Annotated in this window: 27 protein-coding genes and 1 riboswitch; of the genes, 16 read left to right on the top strand and 11 right to left on the bottom strand. The window is 69.9% G+C overall.

Annotated features, from left to right (window positions below; genetic code table 11):
- Entirely contained in the window at positions 1–264 is a 264-nt protein-coding gene (locus HD593_RS41755) for a hypothetical protein (RefSeq protein WP_185107952.1), read from the bottom strand.
- Positions 265–430: 166 nt separating this feature from the next.
- Between HD593_RS41755 and HD593_RS41750 the strand changes: the two genes are divergently transcribed.
- Positions 431–1384 carry an aldo/keto reductase gene (locus HD593_RS41750; RefSeq protein ID WP_185107950.1) on the top strand — a complete coding sequence of 318 codons (954 nt, stop codon included), beginning with the start codon at positions 431–433 and terminating at the stop codon, positions 1382–1384.
- A 174-nt stretch (positions 1385–1558) separates the two neighbouring features.
- Here the strand turns inward: HD593_RS41750 and HD593_RS41745 are convergent, their stop codons facing one another.
- Positions 1559–2395, bottom strand: a complete 837-nt coding sequence (locus HD593_RS41745; protein WP_185107949.1) for a helix-turn-helix domain-containing protein — start codon at positions 2393–2395, stop codon at positions 1559–1561.
- Positions 2396–3123: 728 nt separating this feature from the next.
- Positions 3124–3287: riboswitch (cyclic di-AMP (ydaO/yuaA leader) on the top strand.
- A gap of 7 nt (positions 3288–3294) precedes the next feature.
- Here HD593_RS41745 and HD593_RS65395 point away from each other — a divergent pair.
- From HD593_RS65395 to HD593_RS41730, 3 genes are read left to right on the top strand one after another with little or no spacing between them, the layout of a single operon-like run.
- The gene (locus tag HD593_RS65395) at positions 3295–3483 is read left to right on the top strand and encodes a DUF397 domain-containing protein (RefSeq protein ID WP_350669264.1); all 189 of its coding nucleotides are present in this window, start codon (positions 3295–3297) and stop codon (positions 3481–3483) included.
- A 1-nt stretch (position 3484) separates the two neighbouring features.
- Positions 3485–3826, top strand: a complete 342-nt coding sequence (locus HD593_RS62500) for an RNA polymerase sigma factor (RefSeq protein ID WP_185107947.1) — start codon at positions 3485–3487, stop codon at positions 3824–3826.
- Positions 3823–4965, top strand: coding sequence for a hypothetical protein (locus HD593_RS41730; RefSeq protein WP_185107945.1), 1143 nt, complete (start codon positions 3823–3825; stop codon positions 4963–4965). The genes HD593_RS62500 and HD593_RS41730 overlap by 4 nt, the downstream gene beginning before the upstream one ends.
- Positions 4966–5218: 253 nt before the next feature.
- Here HD593_RS41730 and HD593_RS63860 read toward each other — a convergent pair whose 3' ends face one another.
- A complete protein-coding gene (locus HD593_RS63860) occupies positions 5219–6403 on the bottom strand; it encodes a DUF2786 domain-containing protein (protein WP_185107943.1) in 1185 nt (394 codons plus the stop codon).
- Positions 6404–6505: 102 nt separating this feature from the next.
- Between HD593_RS63860 and HD593_RS41720 the strand changes: the two genes are divergently transcribed.
- The 3 genes from HD593_RS41720 (at position 6506) to HD593_RS41710 (ending at position 8165) form a co-directional block, all read left to right on the top strand.
- On the top strand, positions 6506–6784 hold the full coding sequence (locus HD593_RS41720) for a hypothetical protein (protein ID WP_185107941.1): 279 nt from the start codon (positions 6506–6508) through the stop codon (positions 6782–6784).
- Between the two features lie 122 nt (positions 6785–6906).
- Positions 6907–7608 carry a hypothetical protein gene (locus HD593_RS41715; RefSeq protein ID WP_185107939.1) on the top strand — a complete coding sequence of 234 codons (702 nt, stop codon included), beginning with the start codon at positions 6907–6909 and terminating at the stop codon, positions 7606–7608.
- Complete coding sequence (locus HD593_RS41710; RefSeq protein WP_185107937.1) at positions 7605–8165, top strand: fumarylacetoacetate hydrolase family protein; 561 nt, start codon at positions 7605–7607, stop codon at positions 8163–8165. Before HD593_RS41715 ends, HD593_RS41710 begins: the two co-directional genes overlap by 4 nt.
- A gap of 111 nt (positions 8166–8276) precedes the next feature.
- Here HD593_RS41710 and HD593_RS41705 read toward each other — a convergent pair whose 3' ends face one another.
- Positions 8277–9245, bottom strand: a complete 969-nt coding sequence (locus HD593_RS41705; protein ID WP_185107935.1) for a class I SAM-dependent methyltransferase — start codon at positions 9243–9245, stop codon at positions 8277–8279.
- A gap of 135 nt (positions 9246–9380) precedes the next feature.
- On the opposite strand from HD593_RS41705, the gene HD593_RS41700 reads away from it, so the two are divergent.
- The 3 genes from HD593_RS41700 to HD593_RS41690 all read left to right on the top strand — a co-directional run bounded on the left by HD593_RS41700 (position 9381) and on the right by HD593_RS41690 (position 12158).
- The gene (locus HD593_RS41700) at positions 9381–9965 is read left to right on the top strand and encodes a TetR/AcrR family transcriptional regulator (RefSeq protein ID WP_312904474.1); all 585 of its coding nucleotides are present in this window, start codon (positions 9381–9383) and stop codon (positions 9963–9965) included.
- A 191-nt stretch (positions 9966–10156) separates the two neighbouring features.
- Complete coding sequence (locus HD593_RS41695) at positions 10157–10717, top strand: hypothetical protein (RefSeq protein WP_185107933.1); 561 nt, start codon at positions 10157–10159, stop codon at positions 10715–10717.
- A gap of 1 nt (position 10718) precedes the next feature.
- Positions 10719–12158: a dihydrolipoyl dehydrogenase family protein gene (locus HD593_RS41690; protein ID WP_185107931.1), complete on the top strand. Its 1440-nt coding sequence runs from the start codon at positions 10719–10721 to the stop codon at positions 12156–12158.
- A 104-nt stretch (positions 12159–12262) separates the two neighbouring features.
- Here the strand turns inward: HD593_RS41690 and HD593_RS41685 are convergent, their stop codons facing one another.
- Positions 12263–12661, bottom strand: coding sequence for a VOC family protein (locus HD593_RS41685; protein WP_185107929.1), 399 nt, complete (start codon positions 12659–12661; stop codon positions 12263–12265).
- Positions 12662–12753: 92 nt separating this feature from the next.
- Here HD593_RS41685 and HD593_RS41680 point away from each other — a divergent pair, with 92 nt between their 5' ends.
- A complete protein-coding gene (locus HD593_RS41680) occupies positions 12754–13740 on the top strand; it encodes a helix-turn-helix transcriptional regulator (protein ID WP_185107927.1) in 987 nt (328 codons plus the stop codon).
- A gap of 525 nt (positions 13741–14265) precedes the next feature.
- Entirely contained in the window at positions 14266–15711 is a 1446-nt protein-coding gene (locus tag HD593_RS41675; RefSeq protein ID WP_185107925.1) for an MFS transporter, read from the top strand.
- Between the two features lie 200 nt (positions 15712–15911).
- Here HD593_RS41675 and HD593_RS41670 read toward each other — a convergent pair whose 3' ends face one another.
- From HD593_RS41670 to HD593_RS41645, 6 genes are all read right to left on the bottom strand, one after another.
- Positions 15912–16427, bottom strand: a complete 516-nt coding sequence (locus HD593_RS41670; protein ID WP_185107923.1) for an aspartate carbamoyltransferase — start codon at positions 16425–16427, stop codon at positions 15912–15914.
- Positions 16417–16845: a MarR family winged helix-turn-helix transcriptional regulator gene (locus HD593_RS41665; protein WP_185107921.1), complete on the bottom strand. Its 429-nt coding sequence runs from the start codon at positions 16843–16845 to the stop codon at positions 16417–16419. The genes HD593_RS41670 and HD593_RS41665 overlap by 11 nt, the downstream gene beginning before the upstream one ends.
- 198 nt (positions 16846–17043) lie before the next feature.
- Positions 17044–17400 carry a universal stress protein gene (locus HD593_RS41660; RefSeq protein WP_221525252.1) on the bottom strand — a complete coding sequence of 119 codons (357 nt, stop codon included), beginning with the start codon at positions 17398–17400 and terminating at the stop codon, positions 17044–17046.
- 152 nt (positions 17401–17552) lie between these two features.
- A complete protein-coding gene (locus tag HD593_RS41655; RefSeq protein WP_185107919.1) occupies positions 17553–18974 on the bottom strand; it encodes an MFS transporter in 1422 nt (473 codons plus the stop codon).
- A 97-nt stretch (positions 18975–19071) separates the two neighbouring features.
- Positions 19072–19551 (bottom strand): MFS transporter, encoded by a 480-nt coding sequence (locus HD593_RS41650; protein ID WP_185107917.1) that lies wholly within the window; start codon positions 19549–19551, stop codon positions 19072–19074.
- Positions 19552–19899: a hypothetical protein gene (locus HD593_RS41645; RefSeq protein WP_185107915.1), complete on the bottom strand. Its 348-nt coding sequence runs from the start codon at positions 19897–19899 to the stop codon at positions 19552–19554.
- Here HD593_RS41645 and HD593_RS41640 point away from each other — a divergent pair.
- The 4 genes from HD593_RS41640 to HD593_RS41625 are packed head-to-tail and all read left to right on the top strand — an operon-like array spanning position 19867 to position 23607.
- A complete protein-coding gene (locus tag HD593_RS41640) occupies positions 19867–20148 on the top strand; it encodes a metal-sensitive transcriptional regulator (RefSeq protein ID WP_185107913.1) in 282 nt (93 codons plus the stop codon). The two genes, HD593_RS41645 and HD593_RS41640, sit on opposite strands and share 33 nt — an antisense overlap.
- A gap of 22 nt (positions 20149–20170) precedes the next feature.
- Positions 20171–20383, top strand: a complete 213-nt coding sequence (locus tag HD593_RS41635; protein ID WP_185107911.1) for a heavy-metal-associated domain-containing protein — start codon at positions 20171–20173, stop codon at positions 20381–20383.
- The gene (locus HD593_RS41630; protein ID WP_185107909.1) at positions 20380–21351 is read left to right on the top strand and encodes a hypothetical protein; all 972 of its coding nucleotides are present in this window, start codon (positions 20380–20382) and stop codon (positions 21349–21351) included. The genes HD593_RS41635 and HD593_RS41630 overlap by 4 nt, the downstream gene beginning before the upstream one ends.
- A gap of 21 nt (positions 21352–21372) precedes the next feature.
- Entirely contained in the window at positions 21373–23607 is a 2235-nt protein-coding gene (locus HD593_RS41625) for a heavy metal translocating P-type ATPase (protein WP_185107907.1), read from the top strand.
- Positions 23608–23647 lie beyond the last annotated feature (40 nt).

The raw sequence follows: 23647 nt of genomic DNA, 5'->3' as shown, positions 1-23647 counted from the left end.
TCAGCAGACGAACTCGCGGGTGGGGCAGAAGGAGGTGGTGGCCGGATCAGGGCCGGGGTCGGGGCAGTCATTGGTGGGCGCGCAGGCCGGAATGTGCGGGTTGATGGAGCAGATGTAGTTCATGGTCTCGATGGCACGAAGGGGCATGGCCCGCCGCATGACGAACGGGGTGACGTCGGCTGAGGGCAGGTAGCGGGCGGCGAGGCCTCCCTTCAAGAAATCGGCTTGTGAGGTGAGGTGGGTGACACCGGCCAGCATGCCCATGGAGGTTCCTTCCTGTCGGTGGCGCCGGGGTGTGCGTGTCCTTGCCGGGCGCCCGTACTGGGAAGGCGTTCCAAACCGTTCCATGTGGTTCGGGGCCGTGGCGTGAAGGAGAGCGCTGCCCTGCCCATGACCGACGCGTTGACGACTTCCGGGAAGGGGGAGGGGCATGGACACAGTACGGTTGGGCCGCACAGAGCTGCAGGTCAGCCCGATCTGCTACGGCACTTGGCAGTTCGGCGGGGATTGGGGTCAGGTCGACGAGCAGGCGGCCGTCGCCGCCATCCGGCACGCCCGCGAACGAGGTGTCACCTTCTTCGACACCGCCCAGGGCTACGGGTTCGGCGTGGCGGAACGCGTCCTGGGCCGGGCACTCGAGGGGGACCGGGACCAGGTGGTGATCGCCACGAAGGGCGGTCTGCGCATGGACGGTGACCGGCTCGTCCGCGACTCCAGTCCCGCCTGGTTGCGCCAGGGGGTGCGGTCGAGCTTGGAAGCGCTCGGCACCGACCACGTCGACCTGTACCAGGTGCACTGGCCCGATCCGCGCACCCCGTTCGAGGAGAGCGCCGCCGCGCTGCGCGACATGGTGGACGAAGGGCTGATCCGGCACGTCGGAGTGTCCAACTTCGACGCCGACCAGCTGCGCGCCTTCCCGGGCGCGGAGACCGTGCAGCCGCCCTACCACCTGTTCCGTCGCGACGTGGAGGCGGAGGTGTTGCCGTACGCGGCGAGTGACGATCTGGGTGTGCTGGCGTACGGGCCGCTGGCGCACGGGCTGCTCGGCGGCGCGTTCGACGAGCACACCGTGTTCCCGGCCGACGACTGGCGTGCGCACAGCCCCGACTTCACCGGCGACCGCTTCCGCCGCAACCTCGCGGTCGTCACCGAGCTGAGCCGCTTCGCCGTACGCTTCGGCACGACCATCGGACAGCTCGCGGTTGCGTGGGTGCTGTCCAACCCGGCCGTGCACGTGGCCATCGTGGGCGCGCGCAGCCCCCGGCACCTCGACGAGAGCCTGGACGCGGCCGAGCTGACGCTGGGGCCGGACGACCTTGCGGAGATCGACGCGATCGTGTCCGGCGCCGCCCCGATGGCAGGGCCCGCACCGGAAGGCATGTGAGGACCCTGTGAGGACCCTGTGAGGACCCTGTGAGGACATCGTTACGGGCCTCATCCGCGAGGTGCACGAAGAGACAGAGCCGATGTTCTCATCGGTGTGTCGGCGCACGACGGTGTCCGTCCACGAGCGGATCCATGCCGCATACGGGTCGTCGAGGGCCGGGCATGGAACCACTCATTCAGTCATGATGCGAGCAATGCGATCCCTGCTGGCAGAGGGTGACAGTGCGGAATCGAGGAGACGCGAGAAAATGCGGCGGAACCAGTACAGCGACTTCTCATCGGCGGTGACCTGGTCCAGGATGCCACTGTGCTCGGTGTAAAGCACACTCTGCTCCACTCCGGCGAGCAATCGAGTTAATATTGTGAAGTGCGCGTCGACGATACCGGAGGGCGCCGTCAGCGGCAACACGCGGAGATTCACATTGGGAAGCTCCGAAGCTTCGATCAGTTTCCGTCCCTGTGCTTGCATGATGGACGCTCCGCCGACCGTGCGCCGCAATACAGCCTCGTCGATGACCGCAATCAACTGCAAGGGGTCGTCAGAGGTGAGGCGCTCCTGGCGGCGCATCCTTACGTCAACGCGATCGTCCACCTGCCGATCGCGAAGACTCGTATCTATCTCTTTCCAAGCGGAAATAATACACCGCGCATAATCCGCAGTCTGCAGCAGTCCCGGAATCGCCCGAAGCTCCCACTGTTCTATTGTGTGAGACACCGCCTCGAAGTCCAGAAACTGAAGAAAAGCTTCTGAGCGCGCGGAGAAGGCGCGCCACCACGTTTGAGCGGGTTCGCTGGCCACGAGCGCTAGCACGCCTTGGCGCTCCTCGGCGGAGGCGCCGTAGACATCCAGAAGCGCTGCCACGTCCACTAGTGACACCCCGATCCGGGCGTTCTCGATTCGGCTGATCTTGGAGGCGGACCAACCGAGCCGCCTGCTGACCTCCTCGCCGGTAAGGAGACTGCGCTCACGAAGTCGCCGCAGCTCCTCGGCTAGCAAGACGCGCTGCATGGACGGGGACAAGGTCCACCTCTCGGGGAGTGAAGCCGCGTTGGGTATGGGCAAATCTCACGTCATAAGAGGCTGAGCCATCGGGGGTAGGGAAGTAAGACCTTGTGCAAGCTTGCATGCAAGCTCTCTGAGAGCCCATCATAGAAGCGCAGGCATGGTCAATGGCCGCGAAGTAGATCTTTACCGTCAGCGCCCACGACGACCCGCCGTCCGCAGGCAGGTCATCATCTACGTCATGGCTGCACAACAGAGATCGTCACCGGGAGGCCCGATGGCTCCTTCACCGTCTCGACCACCGTTGTTGTCGGTCAGGGCCGCTGTGATACTGGTTTCCGCCTCCATCCTGGGCCTCGTGGCCGCCCTGCTCAGCTATTGGGCCGATCAATCCCTGCCAGGAGCGATTCTTATGGGCGGTGGAGCAACAGGAGCAGGGGTATTACTTTTGCAGAAGCTGATTGCCGAGTAGCCAACATCCCTTGGCCGGCTCCCCCCTTATGTACGAACAGCGCGATGCGCTTGAAGCTGTAAGGGTGTGCAAGGCGGAGGAAGGCTTCCGCCGGCCCAAAAAGCTGGTCGAGTCTTGCGCACGAAGGATCTGTACGGGTAGCTTCTGGCATCGTCGCGGCGAACAAGCCATGTCGCCGTGAACCGACATCGGCCCCATCGCCGATGTGAGACAGATAAAGATCCACTGGTCGCACTCGATATCCCCATCTCACCTTCGTCGAGATGTCGACCTGCCGAATCCGTGCAGCCAGGAAGCGCGGAGCCGGGGAACCAGCGATCCCGCTTTCCCGAGGGACCAGGGGTGAATCGGCGCGCAGACTGCGCCGTAGGGCTACTTCCAGCCCGAACCCGTCAGCTAACCCGGTAGGCGTTCGTGGAAGACTCAAGGAGAAATCCTGACTACTCTGTACAATGCTGACTCATTCAATTGGCGGCGCTCGAGCCGCTGCGAAACGGGTGCGTGCGTCGAGATCGCCATCGTGCCGGGCAACCGGGTCGCCATCCGTAACTCACAGAAGCCGTCCGACATGGTGGTCATTTCGGGAACGGAATACCAACGGTGGATCGACTCTCTGAAATGAGGTGAACATCCTCGGGCAGGACTCCAGCCTGCCCGAGGATGGTGACCGTCATGCTGGTGGGTGTCCGGTTCAGGTGCCGCGCCTGGGACGGTTTCGCGGTCGGCCTGAGGCGCCGTTCTGGTCGGCGGAGGCGGCGGTGGTGCTCGGGGAGACCCGGCGAGAGGTGTTCCTGGCCGTCCGGGCTCTGCCGCGACGCCAGCGCGAGGTGCTGGTGCTGCGTTTCTACCTCGAACTGTCGGAGGCGGAGATCGCCCAGGTGATGGGGGTCAGCCGCGGAACGGTCAAGTCGACAGCATCCCGGGCGCTGAAGGTGCTCGCCGCGAAACTGCAGGAGGAGCGATGACCCGAAGCGTTGAAGACCGGCTCCGCGACGCCTTCTCCGCCGGCGCGGAGCTGGTACGCCCGGAGAGCCTGGGGCCTGTCGCGGACCCTGTCACGATCCGCGCACGTCGTGGCTTCCGGGGGTTGCCGGTGTTGACGGCTGCGGCGGTCGCCGCCGTTCTCGCCGTGGTCGCACTGGTCACGAACCTGATCATCCCGTCCGCCCGCGTGGCTCCTCCCGTTCTTGCGCCCTCTGACGGGAACGAGGCACTGCGCCGGTTGGCGGCCCAGGTCGCGCGGTTGCCGGACGAGCGGGGCGCGTACTGGCGCAGGTCGCTGGTGCGTGACTCGCTGATCCGGGTGCAGGCCGGGGGGCGCGCCTTCAACGCGGTGGTCTCATCAAGGACAGAACTCTGGCTGCCGCGCGACCTCAAGAACCCGGTCCAGACCCAGGACGGGGAACCGAGCCTGCGCCCGGCGACTGCGGCGGACGGACGCGTGTGGCGGGCCGCGGGATCACCCGCCAAGGTTCAGCGTGTGTGCACTGCCGGCACGAAGGCGGCCGACTGCCTGAAGCTGCCGATGCGCGTGGAGAGCAAGGGCTGCCAGTACACCCACGAGGTCGCGCCGGACCACGGGCCCGGCGCCCAACCGCTCGGCCCATACACGCCGGCCGAGATCTCGGCACTGCCCGCCGACGACAAGGGGATGCGCGCATGGCTGCGGGCCCGGTGGGAGTCCAGCCGGACCAAGACGGGGACTGCGCGGACGCTGGAGGAGACCATGGCCGGTTCCGTCGGGCTGCTGGCGACGCCCCTCGCCCCGGGCGCCCGGGCCGCCATCCTGCGCCTGCTCGCCGACCTGCCCACGACCAGCGTTCGGGGGCCGGCCGAGGATCCGCTGGGCCGCAGCGGCCTCGCCGTGGACTTCGACAAGGGCAGCGCCTATTTCAGGGAGTTCGGTACGGACGACGAGGTGACCGAGGACCACACGACCATTCTGGACCCCTTGACCGGCGAGATCCTGGCCAAGGTCACGAAGGCGGGAGAGAGCACCGTGGGCCTCGCCAAGGGCCAGACCGTGGACTCCGAGGTCTGGACCTCCGTGACAGGCTGGACCGACGACCGCCCAAAGCCGCCCGGAAACTGCCGTCGCCTCTAGCGAGCCACCCGGGCCGACGCGGACCCGCCCGCCCGCTGCGACGCCGTCCTCTGCAACCGCGACCGCGGCGGACGGCGTCGCGCGCATGCCGAGCCCTCCGGCTGGGACGACCCGAGCTCGGCCCGCCACCCCACGGCGGCGCGGCGCTGTGGGCGATCACTTCCTTGAGCACTCGGGGCGGGAAGCACAGCCAGGGCTCGGACGGGGGCTCACTTGACAGCGGCTAGGCCAGGTGGAATCGGCACCCGGAGCTCTATCGATCCCGCGCCCCGAGGCTGGCCCGATCGGCGGCGGTACGGCCCGCCGCCCAGCCCTCCCGGTCCCAGGCCGTGCGGACCGCATGCGAGACCAGGTTCGGGAACATGCGCTCGACCGCCTGCTCCACCTCCTGTTCCCGGGCCGCCAGCACGGGCACCAGGTCGGCGCCCCGGCTGGCGCTCTCCTGCGCGACCGCGTCCGCCGTGGCCCCGGCGAGCCGCTCCCCGATCCTGGAGGCGAACGCCGACAGGAACGACTGGCGGAACGCCTTGTTCCTCGACCGGCCGCTGCCGTGCTTCTTGGTGCCCGAGTTCACCAGCGCGGTCTGCGCCTGCACCAGCAGCGAGGTGAACAGCATCTCCACCCAGGACAGGTCCGCCCCGAACCCCATGACGGTGGCGAACCCCAGCTCCTTCGACCAGATCACCCGGCACCTGTTAACCTCGGCGACGAGAACGAGCAGCACGGCCTTGGGCTCCTCGTACGGCGCGTCGACGCCGACCCGGATGCCCGCCGGGGCCTCGCCTCCGCCGGGCCGCGCGTCCAGCATCGCCGCGTCGATGCTGTACTTCGCCATCAGGCTCTGCGCCGCCGAGGTGAACGTCTCCGCCTCCGCCTCGTACGTCGTCGACTCCGCCTTGGCGAGCAGCGCCCGTACCCGCGCGAGCGTCTTCTCGCTGACCGCGTGCGGGCGGGCCAGGACCGTACGGCGAGCGGCCCCGGGCGGCGGGCCCAGCGACTCCAGCCGGGGCAGCCCGGTCAGCAGCCCCAGCAGCTCCAGCACCCCGGAGACGGTCACCAGCCGGCCGGCCCCGTCGCGCGCCTGCCGCGCCGCCAGGTAGCCGCCCTTCCACCACACCACGGCCTCCAGGCCGGCGAGTTGGTCGCGCCAGCGCTCGTCCACCGTGGCCGGCGCGTAGGCCCGCATCTCCCAGGCGATGAGGTCGGCCGCCACCCGCCCGTGCCAATCGGTCAGCCGCCTGGCCGCGATCCTGACCACGTCGGCGGGCTGCCAGCCGTTCCGCCACAAGTCCGAGACCGCACGGGTGACGACCTCCACCAGCACCCGATCGGCGTCGTCCCGGTCGGCCAGGAAGGCGGCGGCGGAGTCGAAGGCCGCCTGGTCCTCGCGGGCGAGCGCCTTCATCGCCGCGCCGATCAGCTCATCAGCCTTGCTCACCCGTGCCGTCCACCTCAAGGAAAGTCCGCCAGAACTCTACCGTGACGGAGCCCCGTCCCGATTCCTTGATCGCGATGATCGGCCGGGGAGGGATGAAGGGACATGACCCCCCGTACGAAGGCAGGGCAGCGATCAAACTCGCTGTCGTGGATGACCATCGCCGCCGTGCGCGCGTACGAGGAGCGGGAGGTTCCCATCCTGCGCCGCCTGCCCGACCTGGGTGAGGGCGCGTACCTGCGGGCGGGCGTGAACGTGCACGACCAGCGGGATCAGGCCCTCGTGGTGGTGGACGGGCTCGTCATCGGCCTGCAGGTCGAGGACGACGAGCAGGCGACCACGAACTACGCGAAGATCCTGGCCGCGCGCCTGCGCGAGGAATGAGGCCGGGAAGCGAGGGCCGCAGGACGATCGCCGGGGATACAGTGATGCTGTTCCTCCGGTAGGGCGCTACGAGGGATGGGGCAGTGGGCCGTCAACCGAAACCACTCGATCCCGGACCAGGGGTGCGCCGGCGGTTCGCCCATGACCTGCGGCTGTTGCGGGAGCGGGCGCGCGGGCGGCGGCGCGGGCTCGTCGTGACGGGCGCGATCGCCGTGGCCTTGCTCGCCACGGCGCTGTTGTGGTTACCGCAGGTGCGAGGAGCCGGCACACCGGCCGAGGCGGCTCGCCCATCGCCCTCCGCAGCGCCGCCCGGCCCACCGGACGCCCCTGCGCCGGCCGATCCCGCAGCGCGGGCCGGGCTGCTGGCCGGTCCCGGATGCCCGGACGGGGCGACGTACAACATCGACACCTGGACACCCGGGAACGACGGCTGGCACGACGACCACGGTGGATGGCAGGGGAACGGGTGCAGCGGCGCCACGGCCTACACCAGGCTCACCGGCGCCATCGACCACTGGGAGGACGTCTTCGACTGGGAGTACCGCGTCGGCGAGAGCGCCCGGTGCAGCTTCGCCGTCTACGTCCCGGACACGCCGCGAGCGGGGGCGAACGCGGCGTACGACGTGTACGGCGAACGGGAGTCCACGGTCGAGGACCGGATCGCCACGTTCACCATCGACCAGCCACGCCACCGCGGCACGTGGGTCGACGTACCCGGCACCCACACCTTCCCCGACGGCGTCGCGCAACTGGCCCTCGTCGACCGGGGAAAGCCCGCCGGCGCCACCGTGGCCGCCGCGGCCGCCGTCCTGACCTGCTCATGAACGCGTCATCGAGGGTCGCCGAGGGGGTCGGAGTGCCGACATGCAGGCGGCCAGGTACTCTCCCAGCTCCTCGATCCGCGTGTCAGGCAGGCGGCTGGACGGCCCGGAGATGCCGACCGCGCCGAAGCGACGACGCGGCCCGCGCCGCCATCGCCGGCTACGTCCTGGTCAACGACGTCAGCGAGCGCACCTTCCAGCTCCACCGCGGCGGGCAGCGGGTCATGGGCAGGTCGGCCGGGACGTTCAACCCGTGCGGCCCGTGGCTGGTGACGCCGGACGAGGCGGGCGACGTCGGCGACCTGGGCATGTGGCTGGACGTCAACGGCGTGCGCCGGCAGACCGGCTCGACGGCGAACATGCTGTTCGACCCCGTCTTCATCGTGCGGTACCTGAGCCGGTTCATGGTCCTCGAACCCGGCGACCTGATCAACACCGGGACGCCCGCGGGGGTCGGCATGGGCCTGACGCCGCCGGTCTATCTGCGGGCGGGGGATCGGATGGAGCTCGGCATCGACGGGCCGGGCCGCCAGAGCCAGTCCGTCGTCGCCGCACCGTAGCTCCCGCACCGCTTCCCCACGCCGCAGTGGGTTGCCGCCTGCCGCCGGTCCGGCTGCACGACCTGCGCCATGAGCTGCGACGTTGGCGCCGGCGTCGGGAATGCCGGCGTCTTATGAGCCGATGCGTCGTGCCGCGACGAGCACGGGCCCGCCCGGCATCGTGGGGAATCGCCGTACGTCCCCCAGGCCGTACGCGGTGAGGGCCTTCGCCATCCGGTCCGCGTCGTAGGCGTTGCCGCCGTTGCGTACGGCGTGCCAGCCGGCGACGGCCCGGCGCAAGGGGGCGGTGACCGCGGGGTTGGTGCCCACGACGATCCAGGCGCCCGGCTTCAGCGCCTCGATCAAGCGCGGCAGGGCCTGGGCCAGGGCAGCCTCCGCCAGGAAGGGTGCGGGCAGCCAGACCAGGTCGTAGGCGGCCTGCTCCGCCACGTCCACGACGTCGGCGTGGCGCAGGGTGACGCGGCCGGCGGCCTCGCTGCCGGCGCCGGCCAGCTCTTTGCGCGCCAGCTCCAGCGCGCGCTCCAGGACGTCGATGCCGACGACCTCGGTACGGGGGAACGCCTCCGCCAGGGTTAGTGCCAGAGCCGCGATGCCGGTGCCGATGTCCAGGATGCGGCTGCCCTGTCCGTCCAGCCGGTCCGCGAGGCCGGGCAGGGCGGGGACGACCTTGCCGGCGATGGCGCGGCCGGTGCCCGCGGACGCGCGGCCCTGGTTGAGCAGCACCTCGTCGTCCTGGTCCGCCCAGCCGCCAGCCTGCCCTTGGTCCCCCGCTGCCGCCGCCACCGCCTGGCGCAGCGAACTCAGACGGGCCTGCGCCGCGCTGCGGTTCGTCGGGCCGTCGGGGTACCGGTACGACGGATGCAGAACCAGCGTGTCCCCGTCCCGCTGTACCAGCCCGGCCGCTTCCAGCACGGCGGTGCGCTGCGGGTCGGCCGCCAGGACGTCGGCCAGTGGCTTCGTGGCGGCGTCGTCCAGGGTGGCGATCAGGGCCGCCAGCGCCCAGGCCGCGGCTTCCAGGGTGGCGGCCGGATCGTCGTTCGGGTCCGGGGAGAGAGCGGAGGGCGGAGGAGCCACGGACATGCGCGGGCCTTTCCTGTCTGAGGGGCTTGTAAGCCTGCGGGAATGGTAACGGCCGCCCAAGCATGAGAGAACGCTCGGTCTTGACGCGGCGCTCGACTGGGAAGACTGACCGTTCTATCTGCTAGACTTGCTTTGGTGGTACACAACACTCGAGGTCACGTCTCCGAAGCGCGATCAAGGCTGCTCGCGACGGCCACCCGGATCTTCTACGCGGAAGGCCTGCACGCCGTCGGGATCGACCGGATCGTCGCGGAGGCCAAGGTCACCCGTGCCACCCTCTACCGGCACTTCCCCAGCAAGGACGAGCTCGTCGTCGCCTATCTGCAGGGAATTCACCAGGCCGATCGCGACCAGGTCGGCGAAGCGCTGGCCAGTGGACTGCCGGCGGCCGACATCCTGCGAGCCATCGCCGAATCGATCACCGAGGGCATCAGGTCGGCCCGGTTCCGCGGATGCGCCTTCCTCAACGCCGTCGCGGAATATCCGGACCCCGAGCATCCCGTGCACAAGGCAGTCCTCGCCCACCGCGCATGGTTCCTGCACACCGTCACGGATCTGCTCGCGCAAGCCGGGAAGACGCCGCCGGAACCCGCGGGCCGGCATTTCGTGATGCTCCGGGACGGCGCGATGGTAGCGGGCTGCCTGGCCGACTCGGCGGAGATCTGCGACACCTTTCTGCAAGGGGTCGAGGATCTCCTGCGGTTCCGCGTCGACTCCTAGCCAGGCCCGCCCGCAACTCGTGGCTGGATCGCCCCTGGTCCCTCCGAGGTAGAACGTTCGGTCTTGACAGCTCCAAGCTTCGTTGCGATGCTGCACGAGATAGAACGTTCGGTCTTGTCGCGTTCAGGGGAGGCCTGATCGTGGCATCCGCTGCATCGCATTCCCTGCGCCACACCATGGAAGGGACCATCGTGACCACCGTTGACTCACCCACCGCCGGCCGGATCGCATCGGCGCTGCGCCGGCTCTACTTCGTGCGGTTCGCGTTCGCCATCGTCTGGGCGGCCTTGATGTTCATCACGAAGGGGCAGCTCGGGCCGCTCGGAATCGCCCTGATAGTCCTCTACCCCTTGTTCGACGTCGCCGCGGCGATCGTGGACGCTCGCTCGTCCCGTGCCACCGGACCGGCTCTCGGGCTGTACGTGAACATCGCCATCAGCCTTCTCGCCGCCGTCGGCCTGGCCATCGCCGCCGCCAGCTCCGGTGTGCCGGGGGCCCTGCTCGTGTGGGGTGTCTGGGCGGTCGTTTCCGGGCTCGTCCAGCTGGTCGTGGGCGTCGTCCGTCGCAGGATGGGCGGCCAGTGGCCGATGATCCTCAGCGGGGGCATCTCCGTGCTGGCCGGGGCGTCGTTCGTCATGGGGGCCTCCGCGCCGAATCCGTCGCTGACCAACGTGGCCGGTTACGCGGTCCTCGGCGGCATCTTCTTCCTCGTCTCGGCGCTGCGCCTCGGCCGCGCCGCCAAGGGGAACTGACATGGGCGCCACGACGTACGACGTCATCGTCATCGGCGCGGGCCCGGTCGGGGAGAACGTCGCCGACCGGGTGGTGCAGGGTGGCTTGACCGCGGCCGTCGTCGAGCGGGAACTGGTCGGAGGCGAGTGCTCCTACTGGGCCTGCATGCCGACCAAGGCGCTGCTGCGCAGCGCGGCGGCGCTTCGGGCGGCCCGCCAGGTGCCCGGCGCGCGTGAGGCCGTGACGGGAGACCTGGACGTGGCCGCCGTCCTCCGCCGTCGCGACTCCTTCGCCTCGTCCTGGAAGGACGACGGGCAGGCCGCCTGGCTGGAGCAGGCGGGAATTCCGCTGTACCGCGGGCAGGGGCGGATCACGTCCGCCCGGACCGTCGAGGTCACCGGAGAGAACGCCGTCAGGACCCCGCTGACCGCGCGGCACGCCGTCGTCATCGCGACAGGAAGCGGCGCGCTGGTCCCGGACATCGCCGGTCTACGCGAGGCGGCGCCGTGGACGAGCCGTGAGGCGGTCGCCGCGAACGCGGTTCCCCGCAGGCTCGCCATCATCGGCGGTGGCGTCGTGGCCTCGGAGCTGGCCACCGCGTTCGCCGCGCTCGGAGCCTCGGTGACGATGCTGGCCCGTGACGGGGTGCTGCCGCTCGCGGAACCGTTCGCCGGCGAGCGGGTCGTCGAATCGTTGCGGGACGCGGGAGTCTCCGTCCGTCTCGGCGCGGAGGCCGGATCCGTGAAGCGCGGCGACGACGGAACGGTGCACCTCACCCTCACCGACGGCGAGCAGATCGAAGCCGACGAACTCCTCGTCGCGACCGGACGCACACCGAACACCCAGGACCTCGGACTGGACGCCGTCGGCCTGACCCCGGGTGCCTGGCTCACGGTCGACGACACCTTGCGAGTCCTCGGGGACGACGGGGCGCCGATCGGTGACGGGTGGCTGTACGCCGCCGGTGACGTCAACCGGCGCGTACTGCTGACCCACCAGGGCAAGTACCAGGCCCGCGCCGTGGGGGACGTCATCGTGGCGCGTGCGAAGGGCGAAACGGTCGAGGGCGACCGGTGGGGGCGGCACGTGGCGACGGCCGACGAGCGGGCGGTACCCCAGGTGGTGTTCACCGAGCCGGAGATCGCCTCGGTGGGGCTGACCGCGGCGGCCGCCGAGGCCGCCGGGCTGCGGGTCCGGGCCGTCGACTACGACATGGGCGCCGTCGCCGGGGCCGGGTTGCAGGCCGAGGGATATCGGGGCCACGCCCGCATGGTCGTCGACGAGGACCGGAAGGTGATCGTCGGTTTCACGCTCGCCGGCCCGGACGTCGCGGAGCTGCTGCACGCGGCGACGATCGCCGTGGCGGGAGAGGTTCCGCTGGACCGGCTGTGGCACGCGGTCCCGGCCTTTCCCACCGTCAGCGAGGTCTGGCTGCGGCTGCTGGAAGCCTACGGCCGATGACTGTCCGGCCGCGAACGCCGGCCGATGACGTGAGGTTCAGCCACTGGGACCGCTGGTAGCCGTGTTCCTCGTCTGGCGGTCGTCGAAGGTCGTCGAGCCCGGCGTCAACGTGCGAACTTCTCGATGGCCGCCGGGGTGACCGGGGTGAAGAAGTTGACGAGGTTGCCGTCGGGGTCGCGGAACAGCAGCGACCGGTTGCCCCAGGGCATCGTGGTGGGCTCGTTGACGAAGTCGGTGACGAAGCCGGTCAGGCTCCGGTGAACGCGGTCCACGTCGTCAACGCGGAACTCGGTGATCACGCTGTGGTTGTCCGCCGGACGGGCAGAGCCCGGAGCGAACAGCGGGACGGTACGGGTGCCGGCGATGGCGAGGGTGGCGTTGGGGGTCCTGAGCTCGGCGAAGTCCTCACCGGCCCACATCGCCCGCACCCCTGTGGCTCGCTCGTAGAACGCGACCAGGCGCGCGACGTCGCCGGTGATGATGCGGATCGAGACGAAGTCCATGCTGATCTCCTTGGCTGGTGGAACCGCTGCACATCGCAGGTTAGGAGAAATACTGGACAGAATCGGTCCTGTATTCGCCTTAGGCTGTGCGCATGCCTCGACCCACCGCCCGCGTGCTGACACTCCTGGAGTTGCTGCAGTCGGGCGGTACCCGGACGGTGGCCGAGCTCGCCGACCGGCTCGGCGTCGATGGGCGCACCGTGCGGCGGTACGTGGACCAGCTGCTCGACCTTGACGTACCGGTGGAGTCGGTGCGCGGCCGCTACGGCGGGTACCGGCTCGCCCCCGGGTACCGGCTTCCTCCGCTCATGCTCAGCGACGACGAGGCGCTGGCCGTGCTGCTCGGCCTGGTCGCCGGCCGCAGAACAGGGCTGACGGCGGCGGGTCACACCGCGAGCGAGACGGCCTCGGCCAAGATCCGGCGGGTGCTGCCCGAACACCTCGCCCGCCGGCTCGGCACGCTCCTGGAATCTCTCGCCTTCACGGATCAGCCCGGTGAGCTCGCCGCCCCGGACGCCGGCGTCCTGCTCACCATCGCCGATGCGGTACGCCATCGCCGGCCGGTCTCGATCCGATACACCGACCGCGATGGCCGGCGCAGCGAACGCACACTGCACGCGTACGGGATCGTCGCCCACTCGGGCCGCTGGTACGTCACGGGCACAGACCCTGACGTCGGGGAGGACCGGACCTTCCGGTTCGATCGCATCGCAGCCGCGAGGACCCTGCCCGGTTCCTTCGAGGCGCCCGCGGGTCCCGATCCAGCGCACCGCGTGTTGTCGGGGTTCGCCACGGCTGCGTACCGGCATGAGGTGATCTTGCGGATCCACGGGACAGCCGAGCAGATCCGCGCCCACCTTCCCGCCGGCGTCGCGACCCTGGAGGAATGCGAGCCCGTAGTTCAGGACCGGGCGACCGGCCGCTGGCTGCGTGTCCGGCTACGGGTGGAGCGGCTCGACTGGTTGCCTCCGATACTCGCCTCACTCGACCGGCCGTTCGTCATCGAGCGGCCCGATGAACTGCGCGACCTCGTCATCGCGCTCGCCGAACGCCTCGCGTCCAACGCCCGCCAAGCCTGACGGCGAGGAACCGACGTCATGAGGGTGGAGACCGTACGGGGAGAGCCTCACGCCAGGTCAGGTGCGCTGGAGCGGCGGCCATACCCCCGGCTCGGATGCAACACGAAACCGCCGCGGTGGTGTTCAGCGCATGACACCCTGCACGGGAGTCTTGCCGACCACGTACGCCGAGGCGGCGCGCTGGGCGAGGACGGTGCTTTCGAGCAGGTATGACGAGCGCTCATGTGCAGGTTCGTGGCCAGAATCCTCCCTGTCGTTGTGCCGGTCTGTAGTGCCGCCAAGCAGTCATGCGTAGGCGATGTACGGCCTTTTGGCAGAATGACTTGCCTCGCTTTTGAAGCGAGGCAAAGCCTGCTTTTCGGGTACGAATCTGGTTTCGGGACCGGATCGCTCAATGAAACGACGCCCCGCGGCCGTTCGTGTGGCAGAAGACCGCCGAAAAGATCCTCGAATTCCTAACCCGATTTTGCCGACGAATTTCAGGCGCGGAACACCGGTGAATGGCCGCTGCCGTACCAGGACCGGGTGCGCCGGCTCATTCTAAAACCACGCCTGACGAGGGAGCGCGGCGCCACCACCTCGCCCGGCCGCACCGCTCCGTTAAATGCCGCCGCCATTCCCGGCTGTGGCGATACCGTGAGTTCTGTGGGTGATCGCGAGACAAGGATTCCGCCGCACATCACCGCGGCCAGGAAAGGGCGGCCGGGCGGCCTGCTCCGCACCCGGAACTTCGGCCTGCTGTGGGCTGGGGAGTCGGTCAGCGGGTTGGGCTCGGCGATCACCACGGTGGCCGTCCCGTTCGTGGCGATAACCGTCTTGCATGCCAGCACCGGCACGGTGGCCCTGCTGACCGCAGCCAGCTGGCTGCCCTGGTTCCTGATCGGCCTCCCGGCCGGCACCTGGGTTGACCGCTGGCCACGCCGCCGCATCCTCGTGTCCGCCAACCTGGTGTCCGCCGCGGTCCTGACCGCTGTCCCGGTCGCCGCCTGGACCGGTGTGCTGACCGTGCCCATGTTGCTGGCCGCGGTGCTGATCGCCGGCACGTCCAGCATGTTCTTCACCCTGGCATTCAACGCCTACTTGCCGCACCTGCTGGCCCCGGATGACCGGATGGAGGGCAACGCCAGGCTCCAGGCCAGCGCCTCGGCCGCAGAGATCGCCGGCCCGGGCCTCGGCGGTCTGCTCACCGAGGTGGCCGGAGCGGTCGGCGGCCTCCTCATCGACGCGTCCACCTTCATCTTCTCGGCCGCCTGCCTGCTCAGATTGCGGACCACGCCCGAGCCGAGGGCGGCGGCGGGCGAGCGGCCCGGCATACTCCGGCAGCTCAGCGAGGGCCTGGGCTACTTCAAGTACGGCGAGTTCATGCTGCCCATGCTCATCGTGGCGGCGATGATCAACCTCGGGATGCTCGGCGTGTTCTCGCTGCGCATCGTCTTCCTGGTGCGCGCCGAAGGTATCGCGCCGGGAACTGTGGGCGGCCTGATCAGCCTCGCCAGCCTGGGCGGCCTGCTGGGCGCCGTGCTCGCGTCCCGGGCCGTCGCCCGCTTCGGCAGCGCGCGCACCTACGTGGTGGTCAATGTCGTGACCGCGCCGTTCATGCTGCTGCTGCCAGCCAGCGGCCCTGGCTGGCGGCTGGCGCTGTTCACGGTGGGATCGTTCGTGGTCATGCTCGGCGCCACGATGTCGGGCATCGTCACCGCTACCTTCCGCGTGAACTACATACCGGCGCATCTCCTGGGCCGGGTCACGGCGGTCTCCCGGTTCGTCATCTCCGGCACCGTGCCGCTCGGCGCAGCCACCGCCGGCGTCCTGGCGACAGCCTTCGGGATCGGTGCCGCGATGTGGGTGTTGGCCGCCTTCTTCGCCGTCACCCCGCTGCTCCTGCTCGCTTCCTCGATGCGCAGCATGCGTGACTTCCCGGCCCTGCCCAGCCAGCCTCCCGTATCCAGCAATGATGACCGACTGCGGTGAAGCATCGGAAAACTGCGCCTGACCTCCTCCGGCCAGCACAATCCGGCTGCGGCGATCAGGCGGGGCTGAGTAGCGGGCCGGCCTGCGTCGTTGCGAAGAAACCATACGGCGGTTAGGTATATCGGAGGGTCTGCGGTGCGAGATTGGCGTGGGAGGGGTCACTAGTTCGACGAGCCGGGGATGGGCTGGGTGGGAGCGAGTCAGCCGTGTTCGGCGTGGCTGCCGTGGTCGGTGACCTGGGCGTCGAACCAGGCGTGCAGCGCCTTGATCAGGGACGGGTCGGTGGTGGTGTAGGCGATTTGGGCGCCGGCGGGGGTGTCGGCATAGCCGATGTCGATCCGATCATGGCCCTGTTCCAGCTCAAGCAGGCCGGGCATCTCACCGCCGTGGATGGACGCGGGGTCGCCGTAGTCGCCCTTGCTGAAGCCCGTGGCCTCCTTGGCCAGGTGCTCGCGGATGAGCTTGACCTGCTGCGCGTCGGAAGGATCGTCGGAGGTGACGGTTTGCAGGCCGCCGGTGGCTGATTTGGCGAAGCGGTGCGTGGTGCGTTCAAGGTCGAACGGCATGACCTGTCGGCTCTTGGCCGCGATCTCCGCCTGACGGGCGGCCAGCGCTTGTGGTTCGTTCCGGCCGACGAGCAGGTATCCGGCCGATGCGGCGCCGATCAGCGCCAGGCCGGCCAGCAGTAGGGGGACGCGTCGCTTCCTAAGGATCATCCAGTGCCTCCGTGAGGGTTTCCAGGGCGTTCAGAACGCCGGCGCGTTCGCTCTCCGGCACGCGGTTCAAGACCGCGGAGAAGCGCGCGGCTCTGGCCTTGGCCAGTTGGTCGGCGGCCTTCGTTCCAGCGGGAGTGAGCTGGACCAGCACCCCGCGCCCGTCGTCCGGGGCCGGGATGCGCTCGGCCCAGCCGCGGTTGATGAGCTGCGTGACGAGGCGGCTGGTGGTGCTCTTCTCCAGGCGCAGCCGATGCGAAAGCTCGCTTTGCCGCAACGCGCCGTCCCTGGCCAGCTCGCCCAGCGCGTGCGCCTCCGACACCGGGATCGGCCGTCCGCAGGGGGTCTGGTCGGGCTGGTGCAGGCCGAATGCCCGGACGAACCGGGCCACGGCCTCCTGAAGATCACGCCCATCCGTCATGGTTCGACCATACAACTATCTTGTTGTACGGCACAACTAGATGGGTGTGCTTCGTGGCTCTCAGCGACTTGGCCTTCCGAGGAGATTGGTGTTGAAAGGCCACGTGAGAACCGGCCGATCCCTGGATCCGACGATCAGACGACGCACCCCGGCTTCTGGAATTCCGGAGCCGGGGTCCTGATGCGTGCAACAGGCACTTCAGTGCTGGGCGAGACGGCGAGCCTCCGCCAGGGTTTTGGACGGGATGACCAGGGTGGGCCTGCCCGAGATGTGCATGACGTGGGTGGAGGTGCTGCCCGCGAGGAGTGCCCGCAGCCCTTGCCGGCCACGTGAGTCCATCACGACGAGCGAGGCGTCGATCTCCTCCGCGACGTCCACGATGGCCTTGGCGGCACTCTCCTCGGGGATCGAGGCGACCCGCGGTTCGGCCCTCAGTCCCCGGCGGCGAGCGTGATCGGCGCCCTCGGTGGCCGGCCGTTCCGAGGCGTCGAAGGTCTTGGCGTCGATGTCGCGCAGGTCTTCCAGCGCGGGGGTGGCCCTCCAGGTGGGCAGCAAGGCTCCCCAGCGGCCGGCGGGCGTAGAGAACGACCGCGATAGCCCTCGGGAAGAGCCGGGCGGTCTCCTCGATGGCGTGGCGCGCGTCGGGGGAGCCGTCGTAGGCGATGAGGATCGGTGCGATGCCGGTCATGGGATGCTCCTTGGGGAGTTCAGCGGGCGGTGGCGGAGCCGGGCTCGGCCGGCTGGGGCTGGTGGGAGCGCAGGGTGAGGCCGGCGAGCAGGGCGCCGGCGGCGGCGATGCCCGCCGCTCCGACGAAGGCGGCGGAGAAGCCGCCGGTCAGCGCGGGCAGGTCGCCCAGTTGCGCGGCCCCGTTGGCGGCGGCCACGGCGGTCATCGCGGCCAGGCCGAGTGCGGAGCCGACCTGGTAGCTGGTGTTGACGATGCCCGAGGCCAGGCCGCCTTCCTCCGGGCGGGCGGAGGAGATGGCGGTGCCGAGGGAGGGGATGAAGGCCAGCGACATGCCGAGGGCGGCGACGAGGCCGGCGGGCAGGACGTCGGTGGCGAAGCTGCCGTCCGGGCTGATCAGTGAGAGCCAGGCCATGCCGGCGGTGAGCAGGACGAGGCCGGTGACGGTGGTGGTCTTGGGGCCGAAGCGGCCGATGGCCCGCGGCGCCACGACGATCATGCCGATCATGATGAGCACGGTCATCGGGACCAGGGCGGCGCCGCTGGGGAAGGCGCTGTAGCCGAGGACCTGCTGCAGGTAGAGGTTGAGGAAGAACCACATCGGGATCCACGCGCCGCCCAGCAGGAGCTGCGTCAGGTTGGCGGCGGCCAGGTTCGGGGTGCGGAAGATGGACAGGCGCATCAGCGGCTCGCGGCGGCGGGCCTGGATCGCGACGAACGCGCCGAGCAGGGCCACGGCCACGGCCAGGACGAGCCAGGTCTGTGCAGCGCCCCAGCCGACTTCGGGCGCGCGGACGATCGCGTAGACGGCGGCGGCCAGGCCGGCGGTGACGGTCAGTGCGCCGGCCACGTCCACGGAGCCCCGCTGCGGGGGAGCGGCGGGCATGAGCGGCTTGTTGGCCAGCAGCGCGACGACGGCGATGGGGATGTTGATGTAGAAGACCCAGGGCCAGCTCAGGTACTCGGTGATGACGCCGCCGAGGAAGACGCCTGCGGTGCCGCCTGCCGGGGCGGCGGCGCCGTACAGGGCCATGGCCTTGGTGAGCTCCCTGGGGTCGTGCCCGAAGAGCATCATGAGCAGAGTGAGGGCGGACGGCGCGATGAGGGCGGCGCCGGCTCCCTGGATCACCCGGCCGGCGAGCTCGACCCACACCTCGGGGGCGATGCCGGCGACGAGCGAGCCGGCGAGCAGGATGCCCCAGCCGGCTCCGAAGAGGCGGCGGGCGCCGAACAGGTCCGACAGGCGCCCGCCCAGCAGGAGCAGGCCGCCGAAGGCGACGACGTAGGCGTTGAACACCCAGGACAGGTTCTCCTGGGAGAAGCCGAGGTCCTGCTGGATGCGGGGCAGGGCCACGCCGATGATCGACGTGTCCATGATCACGATGAACTGGGCCGTGGCGATCAGGGCCAGCGCGGCCCAGCGCCGGGGGGATGGTGCGTTCATGAGCATGCCTTCTGTTCAATACCCGGGTACGGTATGAGCGAGCCCGACTGCCGCTCCGGTATACGGCCCGGGGGTATCGGAGAGCCAATGAATACCACTAGGGGGTATCTGTCAAGTGCCATCGGTGCCGCCGGCGCGCGGCGAGGGAGATCGCAGCCGACGGAATGACGAGCGCGAAACCGATGGTCATGCCGGCTGTGAGGCCGATGAGCTCCTGGACCCAGCCCAGCACCACGTACAGCGCGCCCGCGGGAGCGGCCGACAGACCCAGAACGGTCCCGGCTGCCGCCGCAGGGTGCGCGATCACCACGTTGATCGGGCTGCTCAGGTACAGGAACGCACCTGCCAGAGCGGCCGCGGTGAAGTACGGCACACCGCCGGGCTCCAGCCAGGCCACCGCGAGCAGCGGCACGGCCGCGGCCATCAGGGAGCCGGTCAGCACCCGCCGGTGTCCCAGGCGTGGTGCCAGGACGCCGCCGATCAGGCTCAGGAACGGCGAGGCCGGCAGCACACCGATGGCGCCGACCAGCCGCAAACTGCGTACCCCGGCCACCGTGCCGAAGAACGGCTGTGTCACCTACGACGCGATCGAATGGACCGCGACGATCAGGGCCAGGATCGCCGGCCCCAGCCCGAACCGGGCCTGCAAGGTGGGGAGCGGGGCGCCCAGCATCGCGGTGATGGCGTCGTTGGCGACGTGGACCGCGGCGAGGAAGGCGGCGAGCCTCGTCCCTCCCGGTACGCCTGGCCTGCGGATGATGTGCGGCGTCTGAATCTCCCGAATCTCGTGGTTCGACGCGCGTGCCCGGCTCTCACCGGTCGCCCGCTTGCTGGGAATACCATAGGGGGGTATGGTGTTATTCCCGGCGACGAACCGATGGGAGGGCTGGACATGGCCGGATACACCGGAAACAAGCAGGACCACGCGATGCGCCTGCGCCGCATCGAGGGGCAGGTTCGCGGCCTGCAGCGCATGGTCGACGAGGACAAGTACTGCATCGACATCCTGACCCAGGTGTCCGCGGCGACCAGCGCGCTCAAGGCGTTCTCGCTGTCGCTGCTGGAGGAGCACCTGGCCCACTGCGTCGCCGAGGCCACCCAGAAGGGCGGCCCCGAGGCGGAGGCGAAGGTCAAGGAAGCCTCCGACGCCATCGCCAGACTTGTCCGTTCCTGACTGGATTGAAGGAGAGATCGCTATGAGCACCAGCACCTACACCGTCAAGGGCATGACCTGCGGCCACTGCGTCAGCTCGGTCAAGGAAGAGGTCGGCGAAGTCGCCGGTGTGACCGGCGTCGAGGTGGACCTGGCCACCGGGCTGCTGACCGTTGACAGCGACGGCCCCGTCGACGCGGCGAAGATCATTGCCGCCGTCGAGGAGGCCGGATACGAAGTGGCGAATCAGTCGTGAACGCGGCGGCCAAGCTCGGCGCCTACGTCCTGGGACTGGCCGTCGTCTTCGGCGGCGCCCTGGGCGCGGGCAAGGCGGTGGGCCCCATCGGGACGCCGGCGGCCGAGGACCACAGCGCGATGACCGCAGCCCCTGTCGCGAGCGCCGAACACGACCAGCACGCCACCCAGCAGGCAGACAGTGATACCCCTGGGGGGCTCCAAGTGTCCGAGAACGGGTACACCCTCGTCCCGCTCACCGAAACGATCAAGCCCGGTGAGGCCACAGACTTCCAGTTCACCGTGACCGGCCCCGACGGCAAACCGGTCACCGACTACCAGGTCGAGCACGACAAGAAGCTGCACTTCATCGTGGTCTCCCGCGACCTGGGCAGCTTCCAGCACCTGCACCCCGCCGAGGCGGGCGACGGCGTCTGGTCGGTCAAGCTGACGCTGCCGGACGCCGGCCTGTACCGCGCGTTCGCCGACTTCGTCCCGACCGGCGGCCAGGCCCTGACCCTGGGCACGGACCTGGCAGTGGCGGGCGACTACGAGCCCAAGGCCCTGCCCGAGGAGAGCCGCACCGCGACCGTGGACGGCTACACCGTCACCCTCGACGGCGACCTGACCCCCGGGCAGTCGAGCAAGCTCACCCTCAAGGTCGCCAAGGACGGCAAGCCCGTCACCGACCTGCAGCCCTACCTCGGCGCCTACGGCCACCTGGTCGCCCTGCGCGCCAGGGACCTCGCCTACCTGCACGTCCACCCCGACGGCGAGCCCGGCGACGGCAAGACCCCGGCGGGCCCCGAGATCGTCTTCTACGCCGAAGTGCCCAGCACCGGCGACTACCGCCTGTTCCTGGACTTCCAGCACGACGGCAAGGTCCGCACCGCCGACTTCACCCTCGGCGCCGGAGAGCAGCCCACCCTTCCCAAGGCGGCTCCGACGGCCACCCCGAGCGGGCACGACGCCGACGGCCACAGCCACTGAACGAGAGAAAGGAGCACGGTGATGACCTCGGTCACCGATGACCGGCAGAACGCGGTCGAACTCTCGATCGGCGGCATGACCTGCGCCTCCTGCGCCAACCGCATCGAGCGCAAGCTGAACAAGCTGGACGGCGTGACCGCGACGGTCAACTACGCCACGGAGAAGGCGAAGGTCTCCTTCCCCGAAGGAGTGGACCCGCAGCAGCTGATCGCCGAGGTGGAGAAGGCCGGTTACACCGCCGCGCTGCCCGCCCCGCCGAAGGCGGAGGCGGCCGAGCAGGAGCCGGAGGACGAACTCCGGCCGCTGCGCAACCGCCTCATCACCTCGGTGGTACTCGCGGTGCCGGTGATCGCGATGGCGATGATCCCGCCGCTGCAGTTCACCAACTGGCAGTGGCTGTCGCTGGTGCTGGCCGCGCCGGTGGTGGTGTACGCCGGCTGGCCGTTCCACAAGGCCGCCTGGACCAACCTGCGGCACGGCGCCGCCACCATGGACACGCTGATCTCGCTGGGCACCATCGCCGCGCTCGGCTGGTCCCTGTGGGCCCTGTTCTTCGGCACGGCGGGCACGCCGGGCATGACGCACCCGTTCGCGTTCACCATCGAGCGCACCGACGGCTCCGGCAACATCTACCTGGAAGCCGCGGCGGGCGTCACCGCGTTCATCCTGGCCGGGCGCTACTTCGAGTCCCGCTCCAAGAGGCGGGCGGGTGCCGCGCTCCGCGCGCTGCTGGAGCTCGGAGCCAAGGACGTCGCGGTGCTGCGCGACGGGGTGGAGGCGCGCATCCCGGCCGAGCAGCTGACGGTGGGGGACAGGTTCGTCGTCCGGCCCGGCGAGAAGATCGCCACGGACGGTGTCATCGAGGAGGGCACGTCGGCGGTCGACGCCTCCATGCTGACCGGCGAGTCCGTGCCGGTGGAGGTCCGGACGGGCGACGCCGTCACCGGCGCCACCGTGAACGCCGGCGGCAGGCTCGTCGTGCGCGCCACCCGGGTCGGCGCCGACACCCAGCTCGCCCAGATGGCCAAGCTCGTGGAGGACGCCCAGACCGGCAAAGCGGCCGTGCAGCGGCTGGCCGACCGCATCTCCGGGATCTTCGTTCCGATTGTGATCGCGCTGGCCCTCGGCACGCTCGGCTTCTGGCTCGGCACCGGCGACGGCGTCGGCGCGGCGTTCACCGCCGCGGTCGCGGTCCTGATCATCGCCTGCCCCTGCGCGCTCGGCCTGGCCACGCCGACGGCGCTGCTGGTCGGCACGGGCAGGGGCGCCCAGCTCGGCATCCTGATCAAGGGTCCTGAGGTGCTGGAGTCCACCCGCAGGATCGACATGGTGGTGCTGGACAAGACCGGCACGGTCACCGAGGGTCGCATGACCCTCACCGGCGTCCACGTCGCCGACGGTGAGGACGAGGCCGAGGTGCTGCGCCTGGCCGGCGCGCTGGAGCACGCCTCCGAGCACCCCATCGCCCAGGCCGTCGCCAAGGGCGCCACGGCCCGTGTCGGCGAGCTGCCCACCCCTGAGGACTTCGCCAACGTCGAGGGCCTCGGTGTCCAGGGCATCGTGGACGGCCACGCCGTTCTGGTCGGACGCCCCCGGCTGTTGGAGGAGTGGTCCCAGCACCTGACCCCGGAGCTGGAGCGTTCCCTGCATGCCGCGCAGGCCGCCGGCCGTACCGCGGTCGCGGTCGGCTGGGACGGCCAGGCCCGCGCGGTGCTCGTGGTGGCCGATGTGGTCAAGCCGACCAGCAAGGAGGCCATCACCCGGCTCCGCGCGCTCGGGCTCACCCCCGTGCTGCTGACCGGCGACAACGAGGCCGTGGCCAAGACCGTGGCGGCCGAGGTGGGCATCGACGAGGTGATCGCCGAGGTCCTGCCCGCCGACAAGGTGGACGTGGTCAAGGAGCTGCAGTCGGAGGGCAGGGTCGTGGCCATGGTGGGCGACGGGGTCAACGACGCCGCCGCACTGGCCCAGGCCGACCTCGGGCTCGCGATGGGCACCGGTACCGACGCCGCCATCGAGGCGAGTGACCTGACCCTGGTCAGGGGTGACCTGCGGGTGGCGGCCGACGCGATCAGGCTGTCCCGCCGTACCCTGTCGACGATCAAGGGCAACCTGTTCTGGGCGTTCGCCTACAACGTGGCCGCCCTGCCGCTGGCGGCACTCGGCCTGCTCAACCCGATGATCGCGGGCGCCGCGATGGCGTTCTCCAGCGTGTTCGTGGTGAGCAACAGCCTCCGCCTGCGCCGGTTCAAGTAACCGAAACCTACGGAACGGCCCCGGGCAGCTGCGCTCGGGG

Origin of the sequence: Nonomuraea rubra (assembly GCF_014207985.1) — a bacterium.
Classification (GTDB): Bacteria; Actinomycetota; Actinomycetes; order Streptosporangiales; family Streptosporangiaceae; genus Nonomuraea; species Nonomuraea rubra.
The sequence above is the reverse complement of the archived record's forward strand: the minus strand, read 5'-3'. Positions and strand labels throughout refer to the sequence as shown.

Coding starts and splice junctions, on each gene's coding strand:
- HD593_RS41755 (WP_185107952.1), bottom strand. CDS start 264: ATGGGCATGCTGGCCGGTGTCACCCACCTCACCTCACAAGCCGATTTC.
- HD593_RS41750 (WP_185107950.1), top strand. CDS start 431: ATGGACACAGTACGGTTGGGCCGCACAGAGCTGCAGGTCAGCCCGATC.
- HD593_RS41745 (WP_185107949.1), bottom strand. CDS start 2,395: ATGCAGCGCGTCTTGCTAGCCGAGGAGCTGCGGCGACTTCGTGAGCGC.
- HD593_RS41730 (WP_185107945.1), top strand. CDS start 3,823: ATGACCCGAAGCGTTGAAGACCGGCTCCGCGACGCCTTCTCCGCCGGC.
- HD593_RS41720 (WP_185107941.1), top strand. CDS start 6,506: ATGACCCCCCGTACGAAGGCAGGGCAGCGATCAAACTCGCTGTCGTGG.
- HD593_RS41710 (WP_185107937.1), top strand. CDS start 7,605: ATGAACGCGTCATCGAGGGTCGCCGAGGGGGTCGGAGTGCCGACATGC.
- HD593_RS41705 (WP_185107935.1), bottom strand. CDS start 9,245: ATGTCCGTGGCTCCTCCGCCCTCCGCTCTCTCCCCGGACCCGAACGAC.
- HD593_RS41690 (WP_185107931.1), top strand. CDS start 10,719: ATGGGCGCCACGACGTACGACGTCATCGTCATCGGCGCGGGCCCGGTC.
- HD593_RS41685 (WP_185107929.1), bottom strand. CDS start 12,661: ATGGACTTCGTCTCGATCCGCATCATCACCGGCGACGTCGCGCGCCTG.
- HD593_RS41680 (WP_185107927.1), top strand. CDS start 12,754: ATGCCTCGACCCACCGCCCGCGTGCTGACACTCCTGGAGTTGCTGCAG.
- HD593_RS41670 (WP_185107923.1), bottom strand. CDS start 16,427: ATGATCCTTAGGAAGCGACGCGTCCCCCTACTGCTGGCCGGCCTGGCG.
- HD593_RS41665 (WP_185107921.1), bottom strand. CDS start 16,845: ATGACGGATGGGCGTGATCTTCAGGAGGCCGTGGCCCGGTTCGTCCGG.
- HD593_RS41655 (WP_185107919.1), bottom strand. CDS start 18,974: ATGAACGCACCATCCCCCCGGCGCTGGGCCGCGCTGGCCCTGATCGCC.
- HD593_RS41640 (WP_185107913.1), top strand. CDS start 19,867: ATGGCCGGATACACCGGAAACAAGCAGGACCACGCGATGCGCCTGCGC.
- HD593_RS41635 (WP_185107911.1), top strand. CDS start 20,171: ATGAGCACCAGCACCTACACCGTCAAGGGCATGACCTGCGGCCACTGC.
- HD593_RS41625 (WP_185107907.1), top strand. CDS start 21,373: ATGACCTCGGTCACCGATGACCGGCAGAACGCGGTCGAACTCTCGATC.